Source organism: Dyella sp. OK584, assembly GCF_057787755.1.
On the sequence record NZ_CM173542.1, the window covers coordinates 4,104,240 to 4,123,256 of the forward strand.

General features: G+C 63.6%; 22 protein-coding genes. 14 read left to right on the forward strand and 8 right to left on the reverse strand.

The genetic code is table 11. The features are described 5' to 3' along the window. Positions 1-47 precede the first annotated feature (47 nt). The 3 genes from AC3CBN_RS18520 to AC3CBN_RS18530 all read left to right on the forward strand — a co-directional run bounded on the left by AC3CBN_RS18520 (position 48) and on the right by AC3CBN_RS18530 (position 1,681). The gene (locus AC3CBN_RS18520) at positions 48-917 is read left to right on the forward strand and encodes an SPFH domain-containing protein (protein WP_488634456.1); all 870 of its coding nucleotides are present in this window, start codon (positions 48-50) and stop codon (positions 915-917) included. Beyond that, positions 907-1,098 carry a type II toxin-antitoxin system antitoxin gene (locus AC3CBN_RS18525; protein ID WP_488634457.1) on the forward strand — a complete coding sequence of 64 codons (192 nt, stop codon included), beginning with the start codon at positions 907-909 and terminating at the stop codon, positions 1,096-1,098. Before AC3CBN_RS18520 ends, AC3CBN_RS18525 begins: the two co-directional genes overlap by 11 nt. 118 nt (positions 1,099-1,216) lie before the next feature. Further along, the gene (locus AC3CBN_RS18530) at positions 1,217-1,681 is read left to right on the forward strand and encodes a DUF1203 domain-containing protein (protein WP_488634458.1); all 465 of its coding nucleotides are present in this window, start codon (positions 1,217-1,219) and stop codon (positions 1,679-1,681) included. 6 nt (positions 1,682-1,687) lie between these two features. On the opposite strand, the gene AC3CBN_RS18535 is transcribed toward AC3CBN_RS18530, so the two are convergent. Continuing rightward, the gene (locus AC3CBN_RS18535; protein ID WP_488634459.1) at positions 1,688-2,074 is read right to left on the reverse strand and encodes a DUF423 domain-containing protein; all 387 of its coding nucleotides are present in this window, start codon (positions 2,072-2,074) and stop codon (positions 1,688-1,690) included. Positions 2,075-2,154: 80 nt separating this feature from the next. On the opposite strand from AC3CBN_RS18535, the gene AC3CBN_RS18540 reads away from it, so the two are divergent. Beyond that, on the forward strand, positions 2,155-2,772 hold the full coding sequence (locus tag AC3CBN_RS18540) for an SCO family protein (protein WP_488634460.1): 618 nt from the start codon (positions 2,155-2,157) through the stop codon (positions 2,770-2,772). Further along, positions 2,769-3,248 (forward strand): copper chaperone PCu(A)C, encoded by a 480-nt coding sequence (locus tag AC3CBN_RS18545; protein ID WP_488634461.1) that lies wholly within the window; start codon positions 2,769-2,771, stop codon positions 3,246-3,248. Before AC3CBN_RS18540 ends, AC3CBN_RS18545 begins: the two co-directional genes overlap by 4 nt. Positions 3,249-3,292: 44 nt before the next feature. Here AC3CBN_RS18545 and AC3CBN_RS18550 read toward each other — a convergent pair whose 3' ends face one another. From AC3CBN_RS18550 to AC3CBN_RS18580, 7 genes are all read right to left on the reverse strand, one after another. Beyond that, positions 3,293-4,171, reverse strand: a complete 879-nt coding sequence (locus tag AC3CBN_RS18550; protein ID WP_488634462.1) for a cytochrome c oxidase assembly protein — start codon at positions 4,169-4,171, stop codon at positions 3,293-3,295. A 97-nt stretch (positions 4,172-4,268) separates the two neighbouring features. Continuing rightward, positions 4,269-6,164 (reverse strand): GldG family protein, encoded by a 1,896-nt coding sequence (locus AC3CBN_RS18555; protein ID WP_488634463.1) that lies wholly within the window; start codon positions 6,162-6,164, stop codon positions 4,269-4,271. A gap of 2 nt (positions 6,165-6,166) precedes the next feature. Beyond that, positions 6,167-6,901, reverse strand: a complete 735-nt coding sequence (locus tag AC3CBN_RS18560; RefSeq protein ID WP_488634464.1) for an ABC transporter permease subunit — start codon at positions 6,899-6,901, stop codon at positions 6,167-6,169. Then, on the reverse strand, positions 6,898-7,830 hold the full coding sequence (locus AC3CBN_RS18565) for an ABC transporter ATP-binding protein (protein ID WP_488634465.1): 933 nt from the start codon (positions 7,828-7,830) through the stop codon (positions 6,898-6,900). The genes AC3CBN_RS18560 and AC3CBN_RS18565 overlap by 4 nt, the downstream gene beginning before the upstream one ends. A gap of 169 nt (positions 7,831-7,999) precedes the next feature. Continuing rightward, on the reverse strand, positions 8,000-9,352 hold the full coding sequence (locus AC3CBN_RS18570; protein WP_488634466.1) for an SRPBCC family protein: 1,353 nt from the start codon (positions 9,350-9,352) through the stop codon (positions 8,000-8,002). 225 nt (positions 9,353-9,577) lie between these two features. Continuing rightward, positions 9,578-10,219, reverse strand: a complete 642-nt coding sequence (locus AC3CBN_RS18575) for a response regulator (RefSeq protein WP_019464490.1) — start codon at positions 10,217-10,219, stop codon at positions 9,578-9,580. A 115-nt stretch (positions 10,220-10,334) separates the two neighbouring features. After that, a complete protein-coding gene (locus tag AC3CBN_RS18580) occupies positions 10,335-11,564 on the reverse strand; it encodes a sensor histidine kinase (protein ID WP_488634467.1) in 1,230 nt (409 codons plus the stop codon). Positions 11,565-11,773: 209 nt separating this feature from the next. On the opposite strand from AC3CBN_RS18580, the gene AC3CBN_RS18585 reads away from it, so the two are divergent. From AC3CBN_RS18585 to AC3CBN_RS18625, 9 genes are all read left to right on the forward strand, one after another. Then, a complete protein-coding gene (locus tag AC3CBN_RS18585; protein WP_488634468.1) occupies positions 11,774-12,394 on the forward strand; it encodes a GNAT family N-acetyltransferase in 621 nt (206 codons plus the stop codon). Further along, positions 12,391-13,167, forward strand: a complete 777-nt coding sequence (gene minC, locus AC3CBN_RS18590) for a septum site-determining protein MinC (protein ID WP_488634469.1) — start codon at positions 12,391-12,393, stop codon at positions 13,165-13,167. Before AC3CBN_RS18585 ends, minC begins: the two co-directional genes overlap by 4 nt. Before the next feature lie 43 nt (positions 13,168-13,210). After that, positions 13,211-14,026, forward strand: coding sequence for a septum site-determining protein MinD (gene minD / locus AC3CBN_RS18595; RefSeq protein ID WP_488634470.1), 816 nt, complete (start codon positions 13,211-13,213; stop codon positions 14,024-14,026). Positions 14,027-14,031: 5 nt separating this feature from the next. Further along, entirely contained in the window at positions 14,032-14,301 is a 270-nt protein-coding gene (minE, locus tag AC3CBN_RS18600; protein ID WP_488634471.1) for a cell division topological specificity factor MinE, read from the forward strand. A 60-nt stretch (positions 14,302-14,361) separates the two neighbouring features. Continuing rightward, positions 14,362-14,874: a hypothetical protein gene (locus AC3CBN_RS18605; protein WP_488634472.1), complete on the forward strand. Its 513-nt coding sequence runs from the start codon at positions 14,362-14,364 to the stop codon at positions 14,872-14,874. Between the two features lie 114 nt (positions 14,875-14,988). Continuing rightward, positions 14,989-16,353: an NfeD family protein gene (locus tag AC3CBN_RS18610; RefSeq protein WP_488634473.1), complete on the forward strand. Its 1,365-nt coding sequence runs from the start codon at positions 14,989-14,991 to the stop codon at positions 16,351-16,353. A 24-nt stretch (positions 16,354-16,377) separates the two neighbouring features. Continuing rightward, positions 16,378-17,133 carry a slipin family protein gene (locus AC3CBN_RS18615; protein ID WP_488634474.1) on the forward strand — a complete coding sequence of 252 codons (756 nt, stop codon included), beginning with the start codon at positions 16,378-16,380 and terminating at the stop codon, positions 17,131-17,133. 48 nt (positions 17,134-17,181) lie between these two features. Then, the gene (locus AC3CBN_RS18620; RefSeq protein ID WP_488634475.1) at positions 17,182-17,736 is read left to right on the forward strand and encodes a YaeQ family protein; all 555 of its coding nucleotides are present in this window, start codon (positions 17,182-17,184) and stop codon (positions 17,734-17,736) included. Positions 17,737-17,744: 8 nt separating this feature from the next. After that, positions 17,745-19,007 carry a TIGR03862 family flavoprotein gene (locus AC3CBN_RS18625; RefSeq protein ID WP_488634476.1) on the forward strand — a complete coding sequence of 421 codons (1,263 nt, stop codon included), beginning with the start codon at positions 17,745-17,747 and terminating at the stop codon, positions 19,005-19,007. Positions 19,008-19,017: the final 10 nt, after the last annotated feature.

The following is a 19,017-nucleotide window of genomic DNA, read 5'->3' on the forward strand; positions in this document are numbered from 1 at the left end:
AGATATCATTGTGATATCTACTCCCTCCCAACTAGGGAGGAATCATCATGAACGAACGTCAGGGTTTCTCGGTTGCCGGCATTCCCACCATTGTCGTTTGCCTCGTACTTGGGCTGATCAGCGCGGCGCTCTGGGTAAACATGATCCAGACCAACCAGGGCTGGCTCGGCCTGACTGGCGTGGGTCTCATTGCGATCGCGCTGTTCATGCTCAAAGGCTTCTTCCAGGTCGCGCCCAACGAGGGCCTGGTGCTGCAGCTGTTCGGCAAATACGCCGGCACGGTGCGCGCGGAAGGCCTGCGCTGGACCAATCCGTTCTGCAGTCGTCGCCGTGTCTCGCTACGTGTGCGCAACTTCGAGAGCAACAAGCTCAAGGTCAATGACAGTGATGGCAACCCCATCGAGATCGCCGCCGTGGTGGTCTGGGAAGTCATCGACACGGCCGAAGCCGTGTTCTGCGTGGACGACTACGAAAACTTCGTCACCATCCAGAGCGAATCGGCACTGCGGCAGATGGCGCAAAACTATCCCTATGACGCGCACGACGATGGCAAGCCCGCCCTGCGCAGCCACGGCGATGTCATCAACAACCATCTGCGTGACGAGATCCAGGCGCGGCTGAACAAGGCCGGCGTGCATGTCATCGAGGCACGCATCAGTCACCTCGCTTATGCGCAGGAAATCGCCCAGGCCATGCTGCAACGTCAGCAGGCCAGCGCCATAGTGGCTGCGCGCGAGCGCATCGTCGAAGGCGCGGTAGGCATGGTCGCCATGGCACTCGACAAGCTGCGCGAGCAAGGCGTGGTGGAGCTGGACGAAGAGCGCAAGGCGGCGATGGTAAGCAACCTGCTGGTGGTGCTTTGCGGCGATCGCGCGACCCAGCCGGTGGTAAACGCCGGCACGCTCTATGGCGGCTGAGAAAAAAGCCTATCCGCTGCGCATCAGCGCTGCCGTGCTCGAAGCCATGCAGCGCTGGGCCGATGACGATCTGCGCAGCGTCAACGCGCAGATCGAATTCGTGCTGCGCGATGCCTTGCGCAAGAACGGACGCCTGAAGCGAGATGCCGCCGAACCCGTCGCCGACGACGATACCGACTGATCGCGTGCGAATGTTTCGCGTCTTTGGTGTCGCAGACCTGTCTCCACGGCGCAAGATCCGGATGGCTGGCATCGCGGTCTAGCGGCAAGCTCATGGCTCCTTCTCTTGGAGCCCAGCCATGCGCTTTCGCATCACCGGCCTGCCCGCCGAACCCTTCGCTGAACTTTTCTCCCTGACCGATGAGGAACTGGCCGCCCAGCGCGCCGTCCGCGTCGTGGCCGACAGCGACCATGGCTACCCCTGCCGCATCAGCCTCACCGACGCCGAGCTTGGCCAGTCCCTGATCCTGCTCAACTACGAACATCAGCCAGCAGACTCGCCTTTCCGCTCCAATCACGCCATCTACATCCGCGAAGGCGAGCAACAGTACGACGAAGTCGATGTGGTGCCTGACCAGCTGCGTCGACGCTTGCTGTCGGTGCGCGGTTTCGACCAGCACGGCATGTTGCGCGATGCAGACGTGGCGCAGGGCATGGCACTTGAGCCGTTGATCGAGCGCCTGTTCGGTGATGAAAACATTGCGTACCTGCACGTCCACATGGCCCGTCCCGGTTGCTACGCGGCACGGGTGGATCGCGCGTGACAAGTCTCAGCGCGGGTCGCGCACGACCCGCGGAGCCAGTGCGATACCCAACGCGATCCAGCCAACGATAAAGGCCACTCCGCCCAGTGGCGTGATCGCGCCGACCCAGCGCGGTGCGCCCAGCGCCAGGGCATACAGGCTGCCGCAGAAAATCACGATGCCGGTGGCGAAGGCCGTCACGGCGACGCGTCGCCCGTGCCCTGCCCCGGCAACCGCCGCCAGTACCAGCGCGAGCGCATGCCAGAAGTGGTAACTCACAGCGGTGTGCCACAGCTCACTGGCGCGCGCGTCCAGCACATCGCGCAAGGCATGTGCGCCGAATGCACCGAGCAGCACGGCGCTGGCGCCGGCCAGACCGATCAACACGCTCAGGGCGGGAATAGGTTGTCGCATGATGACGTTCCTCGGGTCGCCGGAAGCCAGCCGGGCGGCCAGTGTCGTATGCTGGGAGGATGACTCCCATCGATTCTCGCATGAAGCCTTGTCGCACCCGGCGCCTCCTGCTGGCAATGCTGTTGTCCCTTGTCGCCGTGTTGCTCGCCGGCTGCAATCGGAGCGACTCGATACCGTGGCAGCTCACCAACGTCACCGGCCACATGCCCGACCTGGACTTCCGCCTGGTGGACGATCAAGGCAAGACTGTCACTGGCCAGGACTATCGCGGCAAAGTCGTGCTGCTGTATTTCGGCTACACGCATTGCCCGGATGTTTGCCCGCTGACGCTGGCTCAACTGCACGTCGTGATGCAGCGCCTCGGACCTCTGGCCGACGGTGCGCGCATCCTGTTCGTCAGCGTGGACCCGGCGCGCGACACGCCTGACATCATGCATGCTTACGTCAATGCCTTCGATCCGCGTGCCGTGGGTCTGTCGGGTCCGCCGCGCGAGATCGAGGCGCTGAGCAAGCGTTACCGCTCGGCCTATACGCGTGAGCCCGACAAGGGCGACGGGCAGTACGAAGTGAGCCACAGCTCGGCCATCTATGTGTTCGACCGCGAGGGCAAGGCGCGCCTGCTTTCGACGCCGGCCAACCCGCAGGACGATCTCGTCCATGATCTGCACCTGCTGCTGAGCCTGGGAGCGTCTTCATGATCTTCCGTACCACGCGCGCCCTGCCCTGGCTGTTGGGCGGCCTGTTACTGACCGCTGGTGCGCATGCCAGCGAAGCGGAACACATCCAAGCCAACCAGGCCTGGATCCGCGTGCTGCCGGGCGACCTGCCCGCGGGTGCGTATGTCACGCTGGAGAACACGGGCGACCAGGCGGCCACGCTGCGCAGTGTGCGCAGCGCCAGTTATGGGAGCGCGATGCTGCACAAGAGCAGCGCCGAAGGCGGCGTAAGCCGCATGGCGATGGTGGAAACCCTAGCCATTCCCGCCCATGGCAAGGCCGAGCTGGCGCCTGGCGGTTATCACCTGATGCTGATGAAGGCGCCAGTCCCGGTGAAACCCGGCGACAAGGTGAAAGTAACGTTGAGCTTTGGCGATGGCAGCACGCTGGATACCGACTTCATGGCACGTCCCGCCAATGCGACCGGTATCAACGACGACACCGATCAGCATCACTGAGAAAGACTCACTTCCTCTCTCCACCAGGGAGAGGGAGAGCGACGTTATTCCTGCACAGGTTGTACCCGAGCCACTGCCGCGGTACGCCGTGCGGGCCACGGCTTGCGTCGAATGCGCCCCCTGCGGGACAAGCCCAACCATTGCCGCATCGCCAGCAGGCCGCCGATGGATTCAATGATCGCCGCGGGCACCCACATGATCACGCCGCCAACGAGTTGTGCGGTGAGCACGTTGAAGGTGAAGGCGCGTCCGCAGATCTCGAAGATCGGATAAAGGTCGGTCTTGGAAAACGTGACGATGGCGCCCGCCAGTATCTGCGGCGTCATGGTGATGCCCGGCGACAGTACGCGCAGACCCGGAGTCATGCGACCCGGTGGACGTGGGCGATGATCAAGCACCAGCCACCAATAGCTGAAGCCGCTGACCAGCATCGACCAGTTCATGAAGCGGTAGATGCGCCAGTCCAGCATGGCCAGCGTCTGCATCGACGGAATCAGCCAGATCAGGATGAATGCGACAAACAGGATCGTCACCACCGCCGGATTCAGCAGCACCGCGCTGAACAGGCGCCAGGGCCATGATCGCAGCACCGGACGCAACAGGCGCAAACGGAGCGACAGCGGCAATCCCTTGCGCAGCACCGTGCCCGGATAGGAAGCAATGATCAGCAGCGGCGCAAGGTGATGCAGCAGCACCTGCTGGATACGGTGCATGAAGAATTCATGCTCGAAGAAATAATCCAGATAGGTATGCAGCGACACATAGATCATCGCCATGCCGACCCAGAAGGCCAGCCGCCTGCCGATGCTTACCGGAAGGCGCCGGCAGCCGCGCACATAGAGCACACTGCAGACCACGAAGGCCAGCAGAAATACCCAGGAGAATTCCCAGGGCACTATCCACTTGATAACGCTTGCCATCATCGATCGAATCCGGGCCGGGTCAGCGGCGACCGTCCATCATAGCCCGTCACCGCCACCTCACCGACATCACGTCTCTGTACCGCGGAGGACTCCACGCTCAGGCGCGTCGTCGACTGCGACGCGAACGGCGCCATCCGTAAAGCAGGCCCACCAAGGTCATCAGGGCCGGAACCAGCACGATGTTGATGAACTTCAGGCGCAAGCCAAGCGCATCGATCTCGGCGTTGAACTGGTGCTGCACATCGCGCAGCTCTTTGTTGATCGCCAGCTGACGCTGCAGGAACTGCTCGATCTCGGCGCGCTGCTCGGTGCCTACCGCTTCGCCGCGCGCCGCCTTGGCTGGCTGTAGCTCGTTGAGACGACTGCGTGTCACCGCCAGTTCGCGCTGCAGTTCCTGCTTCTTCGCTAGATACTTCTGGTCCGCCGCGCTCTGCAAGGCCAGCACGCGAGTAAACGGACGCTGGGAGCTCACACGCCCATGGATGGAGAGCAGCGCCGAGGAACCACTGAGGTTATCGGCGATGTTGGTAACCAGGTCGCCGTTGTTGGCAATGGCGCTGAGCTGCGGCTGACCCAATAGGCTCTGCGTGTAGGACACCCAAAGGCGATCACTGAGCAGATCGGTATCGGCCACCATGATCACTTCCGCATTGTCCCCCGACGCTGCCAGGTGGCCGGCAAGCTTCGCGCGCTCGGGAAAGGCGCTGGCAAATTGCCCACGCAGACGCGCCGCGATGACGTAATGGGTGTTATCGGGCCGATAGTTGTCCAGCAGACCGCCGGGGTTGTTGATCGATTCACGCACGCGCTGACTGGACACGATCTCGGCGTCGGTCGTGCTTTGCATCAAGGGTTGTAGCCGCAGCGTTGTTCCTTGGGCCAGGTCGAAGTAGCCGACGCTGGACACGTTGATCCGCTGCAAGCTCGCCGTGATCACGTCGTCATGGCTGAGCTCCTGCTGCCCGAACCCGAGCATGGCCGGATGGCTCATCGAACTGCTGTCGGCCAGTTCGATGCGCAGCGCGCGTGACCGGTCCAGCACCACTTTCTGCGGGTCGTACTGCACGCCCCATGTCTCAAACAACTTCGACAGATCGGAGTTGTGGTCGTCGGTCCTGCCGCTGCTATCGACGAAGGGCGTGTTGTCCATCTCCGCCACGGGGTCGACGAATATCACGAGATGACCGCCGCTCAGCACGTACTGGTCGATGGCATACAGCGCATCGACCGGCAATTGCTTGGGATGGATCAGCAGCAGCGCCTTGATGTCATTGTCGATGCGCTTGAGCTTGGCGGGATCGAGCATCTTGACCTCGAACTGCCGGCCAAGCTGCCGCATCACGGTCCAGGGCTCCTCGCCAATCACCGGATTGCCCTCTACGGGCAGGCTGCTGATCAGGCCAATGTGCGGTTTTGATGGCTGATCCAGCTCGTAGAGCAGCTTGGCGATGTCGTATTCGAGGAACGTCTCGCGCGACGGATCAAACAACGGAATAGCCAGGATCCTGCTCGGCAGATGCTCTTCGCCATCAACCTCGGCGTCCGCATTGGGCGGAAGCGTGCTGCCCACCAGACCGAAGAAGACCCGCTCGCCGTTGCTGCCGCCGCTGATCGGCGTCAGCCCGTAGCCCTCTGCGCTGGCTTCGTCGTCGGAATACGGCACCGGATCCACGATCTGCAGACGCAAACGTCCATGTGCGCGAGCCACCATTTCCTGCAGCATCTCGCTAACCCGCTGTTCGTAACTGCGCAATTGCGGCAGATCGCGGGTGGCATGCTCGGAGAAGTACAACGTGAGCTTGAGTGGCGCGTGCATGTTGTCGACGATGTGCGTCGTACCCGGTGTCAGTGTGTACAGCCTGTCAGAGGTGAGGTCCACGCGCCCCACCCGCAGCCAGCGACTACTACCGAGCGTGATGGCGATGAACGCAACAACCAGCAGCACCAGGGCGGCGAGCAAAACGGCGCGTCGAGTGAAATGGAGGCGGGCCATATTCAAGGCGTCCGCTTGAGGTCGAGCACCAGCACGCCTGCCACCAGCCAGGCAGCCATGCTGAGCACGAAATACAGCAAGTCGCGCAAATCGAGCACCCCGCGCGAAATCGCTTCGAAGTGGCGCAGCATGCTCAGGTGCGCCAAGCCATTGACCACCTTGCGCGGCACAACCCCCTGCAAGAACTCCATGGCCTGCGGCTGCCCAACCAGAATCAGCAGAAAGCACACCACCAGGGTCAACACGAAGGCCACGACCTGGCTCTGCGTCACGGCCGACAGGCACGCACCGATCGCCAGGAAGGCACCGGCCATCAGCCAGCTGCCGAGATAGCCGGCGAGGATCACACCGTTGTCCGGCGAACCGAGATAGTTCACGGTAAGCCAGATCGGAAACGTGAGCACCAAAGCGAACCCGATAAAGAGCCACGCAGCCAGGAACTTGCCCAGCATCGCCTCCGCCAGCGTGAGCGGCAGGCTAAGCAACAGCTCCAACGTGCCGCCCTTGGCCTCTTCCGCCCACATGCGCATGGAAACCGCAGGCACCAACACCAGATACAGCCACGGATGCATCACGAAGAACGGCTGCAGGTCGGCCTGCCCTCGCTGGTAGAAATCACCCGCGTAGAACGTGAGGATGCCAGCCAGCACCAGGAAGATGACCAGGAACACGTACGCCACCGGCGTGACGAAGTAACTGCGCAACTCGCGCCGCACGACTGCCGCGACCGGGCTCATGCCCCACCCTCCACGCCGGTCGTGATGTGGCGGAACACCTCGTCAAGGCGCCCACGCTCAAGCTGGATCTCCGACACCTCCAGGCCCTGCTGGCGCAACAGTGTTTCCACCGGTTCCAGAATGCGCTCGCCCGGCCGGGGAAACACGGTGATTCGGCCGTCCAATGAATCCACTTCGATCGAGGCCACCTGCGGCAGGCGCCCCAGCATTTCCTGTGACACGCCGCTACCTGGCGCGCTGAACGACACCGCGCCGTGATAGCGCGAGCGCGCCTCCAATTCCGCCGGCGTTGCATCGGCCAGCAAGCGGCCGTTGGCGATGATCACCACGCGATTGCACAGCGCGTGGACTTCCTCCAGCAGATGCGTGGAGATAAGGATCGTGCGGTCGCGCGCCATCGCGTCGATTAGCTGGCGCACGGTGTGCTTCTGGTTGGGATCGAGGCCGTCGGTCGGTTCGTCCAGCATCAACACCTGCGGGTTGTGCACGATCGCCTGCGCCAGACCCACGCGGCGACGCAGGCCTTTGGACAACGTGTCGATGCACTGATCGAGCACGCCCTCCAGCTGCAGGCCCCCGACGACCCGCTCGAAGCGGCGATAACCTTCGTCCCTCTGCAGGCCGCGCATGCGGATGATGAAGGTAAGGAATTCGCGCACCGTCAGCTCGCCGTAGCTCGGCGCACCCTCCGGCAGATAACCGAGAGCGCGCTTGGCCTTCAGCGGTTCTTTTCGCACGTCGTAACCGCAAACCCGCGCGGTACCGGAACTCGGTGCAAGGAAACCCGCGATCATGCGCATCACGGTGGTCTTGCCGGCGCCGTTCGGGCCAAGCAGCCCCAGTACCTGCCCGGGCTCGGCTCGGAAACTCAGCGAATCGACCGCCGTGAGGGCGCCATAGCGTCGGGTGAGCTGTTCGGTTTCGATCATGTCCGGTCGAAGCAGGAGGCGGGCATTGGCAACTCGTTCGTCTTTGTGAATTCAGCGAGTCGACCCGCAATGTAACCGAAAAGTTCGCCCATACCGGGCGATGCGTGCGACAGAAATGAAAAGGCCCTTCACGGGGAAGGGCCTTCTCGATACTTGCCGTCCGGGCGATTTACTGCGCTGTGGTGGCAGCGCTGGCCGGAGCGGCGGCGGTGCCAGAGGAGGCCGGAGCCTGCTCGCTACCCTCGTCCAGCGTCGGCGGCTTGATGCCCGCTTCCTGTTCCGGGGTCTGGTCCGGAGCCCAGCTCAGCGGCAGGTACACGTCGAACTCGGCGTAGCTCTTCACCTCGTCGCCCTGCTTCACTTCCGGCTTGGCTTCGATGTCGTAGAACCGGTTGACCACTTCGTCGAACTTGTAGCCGTGGGTCAGGGCATAAGCCTTGAGCAGGTCGCGGGTCTGCGGCACGCCGGCTGCGGTGCCATTCCACACTGCCTTGAGGGTCGGACCACCAAAGGCCAGGAAGGCGCGCACGTCGTTGTCCACGATCACGCGACCGAAGCGGTCATGGCCACCCGGGGTATTGTCGCTGGCGGCGGCACCGGCAGCGTTGGCACTGGTGCTGGCTTCGGCCGGCGCGGCCAGGTCCGGGGACTTGGCGGCGGTCAGCTCCATCGTCTGGCCACCCACGTTCAGGCTGGTCGCGCTGATCGGCAGGGCCACGTCGAAGGAGTAGGTCTGGTCGCCGTAGTTGGTCGTGTAGATGATGCGCGGACCCACCACATTCACACCAAGCTTCTTGGCGGCAGCCTGCATCTGGCCGACGGCCTTGTCGGTGGCGTCATTGAGCGCCTCAAGGCCACCCTTGCGCTCGATCGACGAGGACACCATCAGCACCGGCGTCGGCTGCGTCTGCTCGATGTACGGGATCAGCTTGGTGTAGTCGAGGTTCTGCACCGAGGCCAGCACGTTCTGCAGGTTGTTCACGGTGAACTGGATGAAGGCATCCGGATCGCCATGAATGTAGAGGCTGGAGTAACGGTTGATCAGGTTGAAGCCATAGGCGACGTCATACGACCAGGTGATCTTGGTCAGCTGGCCACGGCTGCCCTGGCGCTCGAGGTCGAGCGTGAAGTGCTTGTCGTTGCCACGCCAGTCGTTGTCCAGGTTCCAGACAATCGAGGCCTTCCTGGCGGTCGAGTCGACCTTGTCGAAGCTCGGCTCGGCCGAAGCGATGGTCAACTTGCCGTTGCCAACCTTGTCGTCATTGCTGGACCAGCTCAGCTCGGCGCCCGGGCCGTAGGCCTTGCCGGAGAAATCAAACTTGATGTTGCGGTCGTACTCGCGCTGCACGGAGTACTCCGGGAAGCGGCGGAAGTTGTTCAGCACGTCATAGACCTGACGCATGTCCTTGCCGACAACCAACGACCTGTCCACGTGGCCACTACCAGGCATAACCACGCCCACCACCACCGCCACGACGGCAACGATGATCAGGGCAACAATAAATTCAAGAACACGCATCATTCCGGGATTCTCCGCACGTCTCTCTATACACGGCACAAGGGCAGTCGCCGGAGACCGGCCCGCACGGGAGATTCCCGAAGAATCGTATCGCGACAGGGGGTCGGCCAGCGCCGAAGCCACCGATGTTACTTGCTCGCGCGCAGGAACGCCATCCAGCCGTAAAGGCGGCTTGGATGAGGCCTGCCAGACGCCCGCGAATGGCGTCCAGCAAGGCCTCGCGGGGGTTCAGACGATGCCCAGCTCCAGCGCTTTGAGGACAGCGCGGGTGCGGTCGCGCACGCCCAACTTGGAGAGGATGTTGGAAACGTGGTTCTTCACCGTCCCCTCTGCCACTTTCAGGGAGTTGGCGATTTCCTTGTTGCTGTAGCCGCCCGACAGCAGCCGCAGGATCTCGGTCTCGCGCTCGGTCAGCGGATCGGGCTGCTCCAGGCTGGTGAACTGGTTCTGCATGCGCCCCACGCCAGCCAGCAAACGCTGGGTGACCATGGGCGCCACGAGAGACCCCCCCGCCGCCACGGTACGTACGGCCTCTACGAGCTGCTCCAGCGAAACATCCTTGAGCAGATAGCCCCGGGCGCCGGCCTTGAGGCCCTGGAGCACCAGTTGATCGTCATCGAAGGTGGTAAGGATGATGGTGGGTGGCAGTTCGTTGCGCGCGGACAGCGCCTGCAACACTTCCAGGCCGCTCATGTTGGGCATGCGCAGATCCAGCAGCACCACATCGGGTTTCACTCGCGGAATATCCTGCACAGCCTGGGCGCCATCGGCGCACTCAGCCACCACACGGATATCCTCCGCCAGGTCCAGCAGTGAACGGACACCCTGGCGAACCAGGTTCTGGTCGTCGACAAGACAGACGGAAATCATCGCGGATCCTCGAAGCGGTTGTGGCCTGCGTGCGATGCCCGCGGCCAGCGGGGAAGAACGATGTTGCTATCCAAGCACTTCATATTGGCACGACCGATCGATCAGACGTGAATTCTTACAGCATGCCCAGAGCAGGCGGTTCGAACCGTGACGGCGTGTGCGCCAGCTCAGACACCTCTCCCAACGGCAAACGGACGGTGAGTGCGAAGCCCTGCGCGTGGGCCAGATCTACCGTCACACTGCCATCGAATTCGGTCAAGCGCTCGCGCATGCCGGACAGGCCGTTGCCAGGCCTGAAATTCGCTGCGCCTCGACCGTCGTCACGTGCAAATAGCTCAAGCAGATTCGCATTGACGTAATCGAAGCGCAGCCACAGATTGCGCGCGCCGGCGTGTCGCGCCGTGTTGGTGATTATCTCCTGCGCGCAACGCAGCAGCACCTGCGCGCGACGCGGGTCCTCCACGCTGAAACGCGGCGGCGTTTCCACATGCACGCGCAGGCCGGGCACACCTTCGATCAGGCTGCGCAGCGCCTGGGTGAGGTCAATGGCGTCATCCTGGCGCAGCTCGCTCACCACCTCGCGCACGTCCGAGAGTAGATGCTTGGCCGTCACCTGGGCCTTGTGCACGTGCTCGGCCGCCTGAGGATTGACGAGGTGGCTGGCCACTTCCAGATTGAGACTGAGCGCGGTGAGGTGATGGCCGACCAGGTCGTGCAGGTCGCGGGCGATGCGCATGCGTTCGGCAATGCGGGTTGACTCGGCCAGCAGCGCGCGGGTGGCGCGTAGCTCCGAATTGAGGCGCCGTTGGGCTTCGCGCTCCTCGGCCTGCAGGCTGGCGATCATCGATGTGAAGAACACCAGCGCGGAAATGCCCAGGTACATGCACACCTGCAGGATGGCTGTCACCGTGGTCCAGCCTTTGTAGCTGGCGATGATGGGGATCAGCATCAGGTTCTGCATCAGCATCCACACCAGCCCAGCGCCCACCGGCAGCTGCCACGGCAGCACCACCGCGATCACCAGCATCAGCATGGCCGACAGGCCGCTCTGGCTGAACCAGCCCATGGCGATCGCCGAACCGGTGAGGATCACCAGACCGATCAGGCGACTGATGGTGGGAAGCCCGCTCTGCCGGTTCACGGTCGAGCGCCGGGTCAACAGCAGATAGGTGACTCCGAAGGTCAGGTAGGAAAAAATCCAGCCCGAGATATCGGGGTTGCTCCACCACGAATTGACCTGCGCCAAGCTCCAGCTACCCGGCAGCAGCGGCAGCGCCACGCACAGGTACGTGGTCAGGCCGGCGTACCGCAGCAGCCGAATGTGATTGATGTTTGACCATGCCATACACGCATCATCAGCCGGCAGCGGGCGTGGTGCAATGCGTGAGAAGTCATTCCCCTCCCCCTGCCAGAAGCCATGTGCGCTGACGCTTTACAAAGGTTTTACATGGTGCGCCGTGATATGTGCGGCCGCCGTACGCATGTCATAATGCCGCCGACACGCGGGGCCGAACCAACGGTCTTGTCCTCGAACCACACAAAGCGGAGCAACGAATGGCCCTTGCCATCCGCGACGTGCGAGAGCACGACCTGGATGCCGTACTGGCGCTCAACAACGCCGCCGGCCGCACCATCCTCGCCCTAGACGCCGTCCAGCTGCGCTATTTCTACGATTACGCGGACTATTTCCGCGTGGCCGAGATCGATGGCCACCTTGCCGGCTTCCTTATCGCGCTGCGCGAAGGGAGCGACTACGACAGCACCAACTATCGCTGGTTCTCCGAGCATTACCCGCAGTTCGCCTATATCGACCGCATCGTCATCGCTAACGCCTACCGTCGTCATGGCCTGGGTCGCATCTTCTATTGCGACGTGACCAGCTATGCCGAAGTGCGCGTGCCGCTGCTTACCTGCGAAGTGTTCCTGGAGCCACGCGACGACGTGGTGGTGCTGTTCCATGGCACCTATGGATTCCAGGAAGTGGGCCAGCAGCGCATGGGTTCGGAAGGTCCCCAGGTGAGCCTGCTTGCCAAGGACCTGCCCAGCTACGCCTACGTGCGAGAAAGCTATCTGGACAACGACGGTCTGCCCGATGTGCCATGGCTGGCGGAACGCCATCGCCCTTTCCACCCTGATGCCCCCCAGCGCCGCCTCGCCGGAGAGCGGCGCTCATGAATGTACAAATGGATACTCAAGACGCTTGTGACCTGCGCTTCGGCCAGGTCGGTATTGCCAATGTGCGCATCCGCCGCGTTGACGCGGCTGCGCTCTGCGAGGAGCTGGAGCGCCGCGTGCGCGCTGCCCCGCAGCTGTTTTCCCGCGCTGCGGTGGTGCTGGACCTGAGCCATCTGCTGGAGCTGCCGGACGAAGGCACGGTCGACGCCCTGCTCGAAGCCGTGCGCAGCGCCGGCATGTTGCCGGTGGGCCTGGCTTATGGCACCAGCGATGTCGAGGCACTGTCGCGCCGCATGGGCCTGCCGTTGATCGCCAAATTCCGCGCAGCGTATGAACCGGCCGATGGCGGCAGCATCGCTCCGCCAGCACCGGCTGCTGCTGCCCCGGCCGAGCCCGCACGTCGCGCCGAACCCGTGCGCAACGAGGCGGCTCCCGCGGTCGCCAACTTGGGTGCGCAGCATGTCGAAGGCACCGTGCGTTCGGGCCAGCAGGTCTATGCGCGCGATCGCGACCTGGTCATTACCGGCGCGGTAGCTAACGGTGCCGAAGTCATCGCCGACGGCAGCATTCACATCTACGGCAACTTGCGTGGTCGTGCGATGGCTGGCGCACAGGGCGATGAGAAGGCGCGCATCTATATTTCCGACTTCCGCGCGGAGTTGGTGGCCATCGCTGGACACTACCGCGTGTTTGAACAAATTCCGAAAGACCTGGAAGGCCAGTCTGTGCAATGCTGGCTCGAAGGGGAAAAATTAGTGATCGCCAAGCTTTGACGATCGACCATTATTACTACAAAGAATCACGCGGAGATGAGCCTTGACTGCTGAGATTATCGTTGTCACCTCGGGCAAGGGCGGCGTCGGCAAGACCACGACCAGCGCATCGCTTGCCACTGGCCTCGCCATGGCCGGCAAGAAAGTCGCGGTGATCGATTTCGACGTCGGTCTGCGCAACCTCGATCTGATCATGGGCTGCGAGCGGCGCGTGGTGTACGACTTCGTCAACGTCGTGCACGGCGAGGCCACGCTCAAGCAAGCCCTTATCAAAGACAAACGCTACGAGACCCTCTACGTGCTGGCCGCCAGCCAGACGCGCGACAAGGACGCCCTCACCCAGGAAGGCGTGGAGAAGGTGCTCGAAGACCTCGGCAAGGAAGGCTTCGACTACGTCGTATGCGATTCGCCAGCCGGCATCGAGAAGGGTGCGCACCTGGCCATGTACTTCGCCGACCACGCCGTGGTGGTGGTCAACCCGGAAGTGTCCTCGGTGCGCGATTCTGACCGCATCCTCGGCCTGCTCGCCAGCAAGACACGTCGCGCCGAGCGCGGTGATGGCGCGATCAAGCAGCATCTGCTGCTGACCCGCTACAACCCGGCCCGCGTGGCTGTGGGCGAGATGCTCAGTGTCACGGACGTGGAAGAAATCCTCGGCATCAACGTGGTTGGCGTCATTCCCGAATCGGAGAACGTGCTGGCTGCATCCAATGCAGGCGTGCCGGTAATCCTCGACGACAACTCGTTCGCTGGCCAGGCCTACAGCGACACAGTGGCACGAATCCTCGGCGAAGAACGCGCCTTGCGCTTCGTCGATGTGCCGAAGAAGGGCTTCTTCCAGCGCGTGTTCGGAGGTTGATAGCGATGGGTATTCTTGATTTCCTGAAGCGCAAGCCGGAGCCCACCGCTGCCGTCGCCAGGGAGCGCCTTCGCATCATCGTGGCTCAGGAGCGCTCCACCCGTGGCGCACCCGACTACCTGCCGTTGCTGCGCAACGAGCTGCTCGAAGTGATCAAGAAATACGTCCACGTCGACCTCGAAGCCATCAACATCAGTCTTGAGCGCGACAGCGGGCACGAGATCCTCGAACTTTCCGTGGCATTGCCCGAGAACACCCCGGCCAAGTCCGTCTGACAGCGCGGCGCGGGCTGTGCCCGCGCCGCCGTTTGACCGCAGCCGGCGCGCTACTGCCCCATGCAAGTGAACAACCTCCCTATCCCTGCCGAAGCCAGCATCATTCGCCTCGGCCAGATCGGCTTTACCGCGCCGGCGACGCTGCTTGCCCGCTACGGTCTGCAGTTGACTCGCGTGGAGCCAGAGCAGGCTATTCCTGGCAGCTTCTGGGGTGATGAAGAGGCCGGCATCATCGGCACCATGGTCTACGCCCGTGATGACACGCCGGTGCACTCGCTGCTGCACGAGGCCGGCCACCTGATGGTGCTGCCGTCGGAACGCCGTGCCCTGGTACACACCGACGCCACCGATTCGATCGACGAGGAAGACGCCACCTGCTACCTGCAGATCGTGCTCGCCGATGAGTTACCGGGCGTCGGCCGCCAACGCCTGATGCTGGATATGGATGCTTGGGGATACACCTTTCGGCTCGGCTCCGCGCAGGCGTGGTTTGACCACGATGCGGCGAATGCAAAGCAGTGGCTGGTGGAGCGTGGCCTGCTTGACCAGGATGGGCGGCCGATCTTCAGCTGAAACCCGGGCGGCCTTGCTTGCCGTTCCCGTGCAGCCGACGCGCCCGATTCCACCTCACACCGAGGCAACATTCCTTGGCGCAATGTGACGATGCCACCCGCCAGGAGGCATCGTGTGACGCGATGGGCCGGGATGTTGGCCAGCGCGCTGTTAGTGACGCTGGCCGCGACAGCAGCGGCCGGACAGGTCGCTGACGGGTCTGTGCGTGCCGGTGGATTTGCAGCTCGCATCGAGTTGACCGGGCCCATCGGCCCCGCCGCCGCCGAATACGTTGACGACACCCTCGATCGAGCCAATCGCGATGGCGCTTCCGTCATCGTGCTGCAGTTGGATACGCCCGGCGGGCTGTCCGATTCGATGCGGCAAATCATCGCCAGCATCCTGGCGGCGCGGCAGCCCGTGCTGGGTTACGTCGCGCCGGGCGGTGCACGGGCGGCATCCGCGGGCACCTATATTCTTTATGCCTGCCAGGTGGCCGCCATGGCGCCCGCCACCCACCTGGGCGCCGCAACGCCGGTGCCACTGGGTGGCGGGAGTCCATTGCCTTTGGGCAATCCGCCTGCGCCATCGGGCACCGCCGCGCGCCCCACCACGGACGCCGAATCGAACAAGGTGCTCAACGACGCCATCGCTTCAATCCGATCGCTGGCGCAACTCAACGGACGCAATGCCGAATGGGCCGAGCAGGCCGTGCGCGGCGCAGCCACGCTGACCGCGGACGAGGCATTGCAGAAACACGTGATCGACCTGATCGCCACCGACACCCCAACCTTGCTGGCGCGAGCCGATGGGCGTCACGTGCGCGTGGCAGGCAACGAGATCACGCTGCACGTGGCAGACCTGCCCATTCGCGACTACGCGCCGAACTGGCGCACGCGCTTTCTCGACATCATTACCCACCCGACCATTGCCTACATGCTGCTGCTTGCCGGCATGTATGGGCTGGTGATCGAAGCGTTTCACCCCGGCGCACTGCTGCCTGGCGTAGCTGGCGCCATTTGCCTGCTGATCGGCCTCTATGCGCTGCAGCTTTTGCCGGTGAACTACGCAGGCCTGGCACTGATGGTGCTGGGTGTGGGTTTGATGCTTGCAGAGGCGCTGGTGCCTTCGATAGGTGCCGTCGGCATCGGTGGCGTGATTGCCTTCGTGATCGGCTCAATCATGCTTTTCAACACCGGCGTGCCGGGCTATGCGGTGAACCTCGGCGTGATCGGTGGCATCGCGTTTTCCGCGGTGGTGCTGTTCGCCCTATTGCTGCGGCTGGTCAGGCGTTCGCGACGAACCCGGCCATTTCATGGCGACGCACAGATGCTGCTCACCACTGGCGAATTGCTGCAGGCGGTAACAGCCGGCGGCGAAGGCTGGGCGCGCATTGGCGGTGAAGAATGGCGCGTGCATTGCGAATCGGCGCTGCCTGCCGGCACGCGCGTGCGCGTGGTGGGACGCGATGGCCTGCTTTTGCGGGTTACCCCGGCCTGATGTCGATACCAAAAGGAGATGCTCATGCTCGGCTTCGTCGGTGTGATCGTGGTTTGGGTGGCAGCGCTGCTGTTTCTGTCGATCAAGGTGCTGCCGGAGTACCAGCGCGGCGTGGTGCTGACGCTCGGCCGTTACACCGGCACCAAGGGGCCCGGACTGGTGATCCTGATACCCATCGTGCAACGCATGATGCGGGTGGACCTACGCGTGACAGTGATGGACGTGCCACCGCAGGACGTGATCTCGCGCGACAACGTCTCGGTGCGTGTCAACGCGGTGGTGTATTTCAGGGTGGTGGAACCGGACAAGTCGATCCTGCAGGTGGCTGATTTCTTCCAGGCCACCAGCCAGCTCGCGCAGACCCGGCTGCGCTCAGTGCTGGGCCAGCACGAACTGGACGACATCCTCTCGCAGCGCGACTCGATCAATCGCAGCCTGCAGCAAATCCTCGATGAGGCCACCGACCCGTGGGGCATCAAGGTGAGCAATGTCGAAATCAAAGATGTCGACCTCAACGAAACCATGGTGCGCGCTATCGCCCGCCAGGCCGAAGCCGAGCGCGAGCGGCGCGCCAAGGTCATTCATGCCGAAGGCGAGCTGCAGGCTGCGGAGAAGCTGCGCGACGCCGCTGCGATGCTTTCGCAGCAACCACAGGCCCTGCAGCTGAGATACATGCAGACGATGTCCGACATGTCCAACAGCGGCAAGGCGTCCACCATCGTCTTCCCGTTGCCGATGGATCTGCTCAAGCCCCTGCTGGACTTAATGCCCCGTAGCTGACCGTGCCGGGCGCGTACAATGGGTGGTTACCTTCCGCAGGCACCCCCCATGGCCCTCAACGCCACCATCTACAAGGCCGAGCTCCAGGTCAGCGACATGGACCGGCACTACTATGCCACCCATGCGCTGACGGTGGCGCGGCACCCTTCCGAGACGGCCGAGCGCCTGATGGTGCGCCTGCTGGCGTTCGCCCTCTACGCCGACGATCGCCTGGAATTCGGCAAGGGCCTCAGCGATGAGGACGAGCCGGCGCTGTGGCGCAAGGCATACACCGGCGAGATCGAGCAGTGGATCGAGCTGGGCCAGCCGGACGAGGCGCGCATTCGCAAGGCGTGTGGCCGTGCGCAGCAGGTGGTGGTGATCAACTACAGCGGCCGCAGCGCTGACATCTGGTGGGACAAGATCGCCGGCTCCCTCGGTCGCAACCGCAACCTCACCGTGCTGGATATTCCGGCCGAGACGGTGGACATGCTGGCGGCCATGTCCGAGCGCGGCATGCGCCTGCAGTGCCTGATCCAGGATGGCCAGCTGCAGGTGATGAGCGAGACGACCAGCGTGGCGGTGGATCCGCTGCGACGCATGACGGCCACGCTGCCGAACTGATAGCGGCCATGTCCTCCGCTTTCCCCGTTCGCACCAGCCTCGCCATCATTGGCGGCGGCCCCGCCGGATTGATGGCGGCCGAGACCGCGCGGGCGGCGGGCGTCGACGTTGATCTCTTTGAGGCAAAGGGCTCGGTCGGCCGCAAGCTTCTTATCGCCGGCAAGGGCGGTATGAACCTCACGCATGGCGAACCCAAGCCCGATTTCGTGCAGCGCTACGGTTCGCGGGCAATGGAAGTGGGCCGCTGGCTGCACGATTTCGACGCCGATGCATTACGCGCGTGGGCGCGAGGACTTGGCATCGAAACCTTCATCGGCAGCTCGGGTCGTGTGTTTCCCAGCGACCTGAAGGCCGCGCCACTGCTGCGTGGCTGGGTGCACCGCTTGCGTGAAAGCGGCGTGCGCTTCCACGTGCAACATCGTTGGCTGGGCTGGAACGATGACGGCACGTTGCGCATGGCCACGCCAGATGGCGAGCGCGCAATTAGCGCCGACGCAACTGTGCTCGCGATGGGCGGCGGCAGCTGGCCACAGCTCGGCTCCGATGGCGCCTGGCAGCCGTGGCTGATGGCACGCGGTGTCGATGTGGCGCCACTGGTGCCGTCCAACTGTGGTTTCGACATCGGCTGGAGCGAGCTTCTCGCCAGCCGTTTCGCGGGTGCGCCGCTCAAGCCCGTGGTGATTCACCTGCGCGACGCGGCCGGCAACGCACACTCGCGACAGGGCGAGTGCGTCGTCACCGCCACCGGTATCGAAGGCAGCCTGATCTACGCTTTCTCCGGTGTCCTGCGCGACGCAGTTGCCGCACACGGCACAACCACCATCGAGCTTGACCTGTCCCCGGACCGCTCCCTGGAGCGCCTGCTCGGCGACCTCGCCAAACCGCATGGCAGCCGTACCATGAGCGAGCACCTGCGCCGGCAAACCGGCCTCACCGGCGTCAAGGCCGCGCTGCTCCATGAAGTGCTGACCCGCGAGCAGTTCCACAATGTGGACACGCTGGCTCGCACCATCAAGCGCCTCCCACTGCAGCTCAAGCGCGCCCGCCCGATCGAAGAAGCCATCAGCAGTGCCGGTGGCGTGCGCCTGGAAGCACTGGACCACCAACTGATGCTCACCATCCTGCCCGGTGTGTTCTGCGCCGGCGAAATGCTTGATTGGGAAGCACCTACGGGGGGCTATCTGCTGACCGCCTGTTTCGCCAGCGGACGCCGCGCCGGCCTGGGAGCCGCCAGCTGGATCAATCACTTGCAGGCCCGCGCCCAAGGCTGAGCAGCGCGTC

Coding starts and splice junctions, on each gene's coding strand:
- AC3CBN_RS18625 (WP_488634476.1), top strand. CDS start 17,745: ATGTCCTCCGCTTTCCCCGTTCGCACCAGCCTCGCCATCATTGGCGGC.
- minC (WP_488634469.1), top strand. CDS start 12,391: ATGAATGTACAAATGGATACTCAAGACGCTTGTGACCTGCGCTTCGGC.
- AC3CBN_RS18520 (WP_488634456.1), top strand. CDS start 48: ATGAACGAACGTCAGGGTTTCTCGGTTGCCGGCATTCCCACCATTGTC.
- AC3CBN_RS18585 (WP_488634468.1), top strand. CDS start 11,774: ATGGCCCTTGCCATCCGCGACGTGCGAGAGCACGACCTGGATGCCGTA.
- AC3CBN_RS18620 (WP_488634475.1), top strand. CDS start 17,182: ATGGCCCTCAACGCCACCATCTACAAGGCCGAGCTCCAGGTCAGCGAC.
- AC3CBN_RS18525 (WP_488634457.1), top strand. CDS start 907: ATGGCGGCTGAGAAAAAAGCCTATCCGCTGCGCATCAGCGCTGCCGTG.
- AC3CBN_RS18615 (WP_488634474.1), top strand. CDS start 16,378: ATGCTCGGCTTCGTCGGTGTGATCGTGGTTTGGGTGGCAGCGCTGCTG.
- AC3CBN_RS18570 (WP_488634466.1), bottom strand. CDS start 9,352: ATGATGCGTGTTCTTGAATTTATTGTTGCCCTGATCATCGTTGCCGTC.
- AC3CBN_RS18560 (WP_488634464.1), bottom strand. CDS start 6,901: ATGAGCCCGGTCGCGGCAGTCGTGCGGCGCGAGTTGCGCAGTTACTTC.
- AC3CBN_RS18575 (WP_019464490.1), bottom strand. CDS start 10,219: ATGATTTCCGTCTGTCTTGTCGACGACCAGAACCTGGTTCGCCAGGGT.
- AC3CBN_RS18550 (WP_488634462.1), bottom strand. CDS start 4,171: ATGATGGCAAGCGTTATCAAGTGGATAGTGCCCTGGGAATTCTCCTGG.
- AC3CBN_RS18540 (WP_488634460.1), top strand. CDS start 2,155: ATGAAGCCTTGTCGCACCCGGCGCCTCCTGCTGGCAATGCTGTTGTCC.
- AC3CBN_RS18555 (WP_488634463.1), bottom strand. CDS start 6,164: ATGGCCCGCCTCCATTTCACTCGACGCGCCGTTTTGCTCGCCGCCCTG.
- AC3CBN_RS18565 (WP_488634465.1), bottom strand. CDS start 7,830: ATGATCGAAACCGAACAGCTCACCCGACGCTATGGCGCCCTCACGGCG.
- AC3CBN_RS18580 (WP_488634467.1), bottom strand. CDS start 11,564: ATGGCATGGTCAAACATCAATCACATTCGGCTGCTGCGGTACGCCGGC.
- minE (WP_488634471.1), top strand. CDS start 14,032: ATGGGTATTCTTGATTTCCTGAAGCGCAAGCCGGAGCCCACCGCTGCC.
- AC3CBN_RS18545 (WP_488634461.1), top strand. CDS start 2,769: ATGATCTTCCGTACCACGCGCGCCCTGCCCTGGCTGTTGGGCGGCCTG.
- AC3CBN_RS18605 (WP_488634472.1), top strand. CDS start 14,362: ATGCAAGTGAACAACCTCCCTATCCCTGCCGAAGCCAGCATCATTCGC.
- AC3CBN_RS18535 (WP_488634459.1), bottom strand. CDS start 2,074: ATGCGACAACCTATTCCCGCCCTGAGCGTGTTGATCGGTCTGGCCGGC.
- AC3CBN_RS18530 (WP_488634458.1), top strand. CDS start 1,217: ATGCGCTTTCGCATCACCGGCCTGCCCGCCGAACCCTTCGCTGAACTT.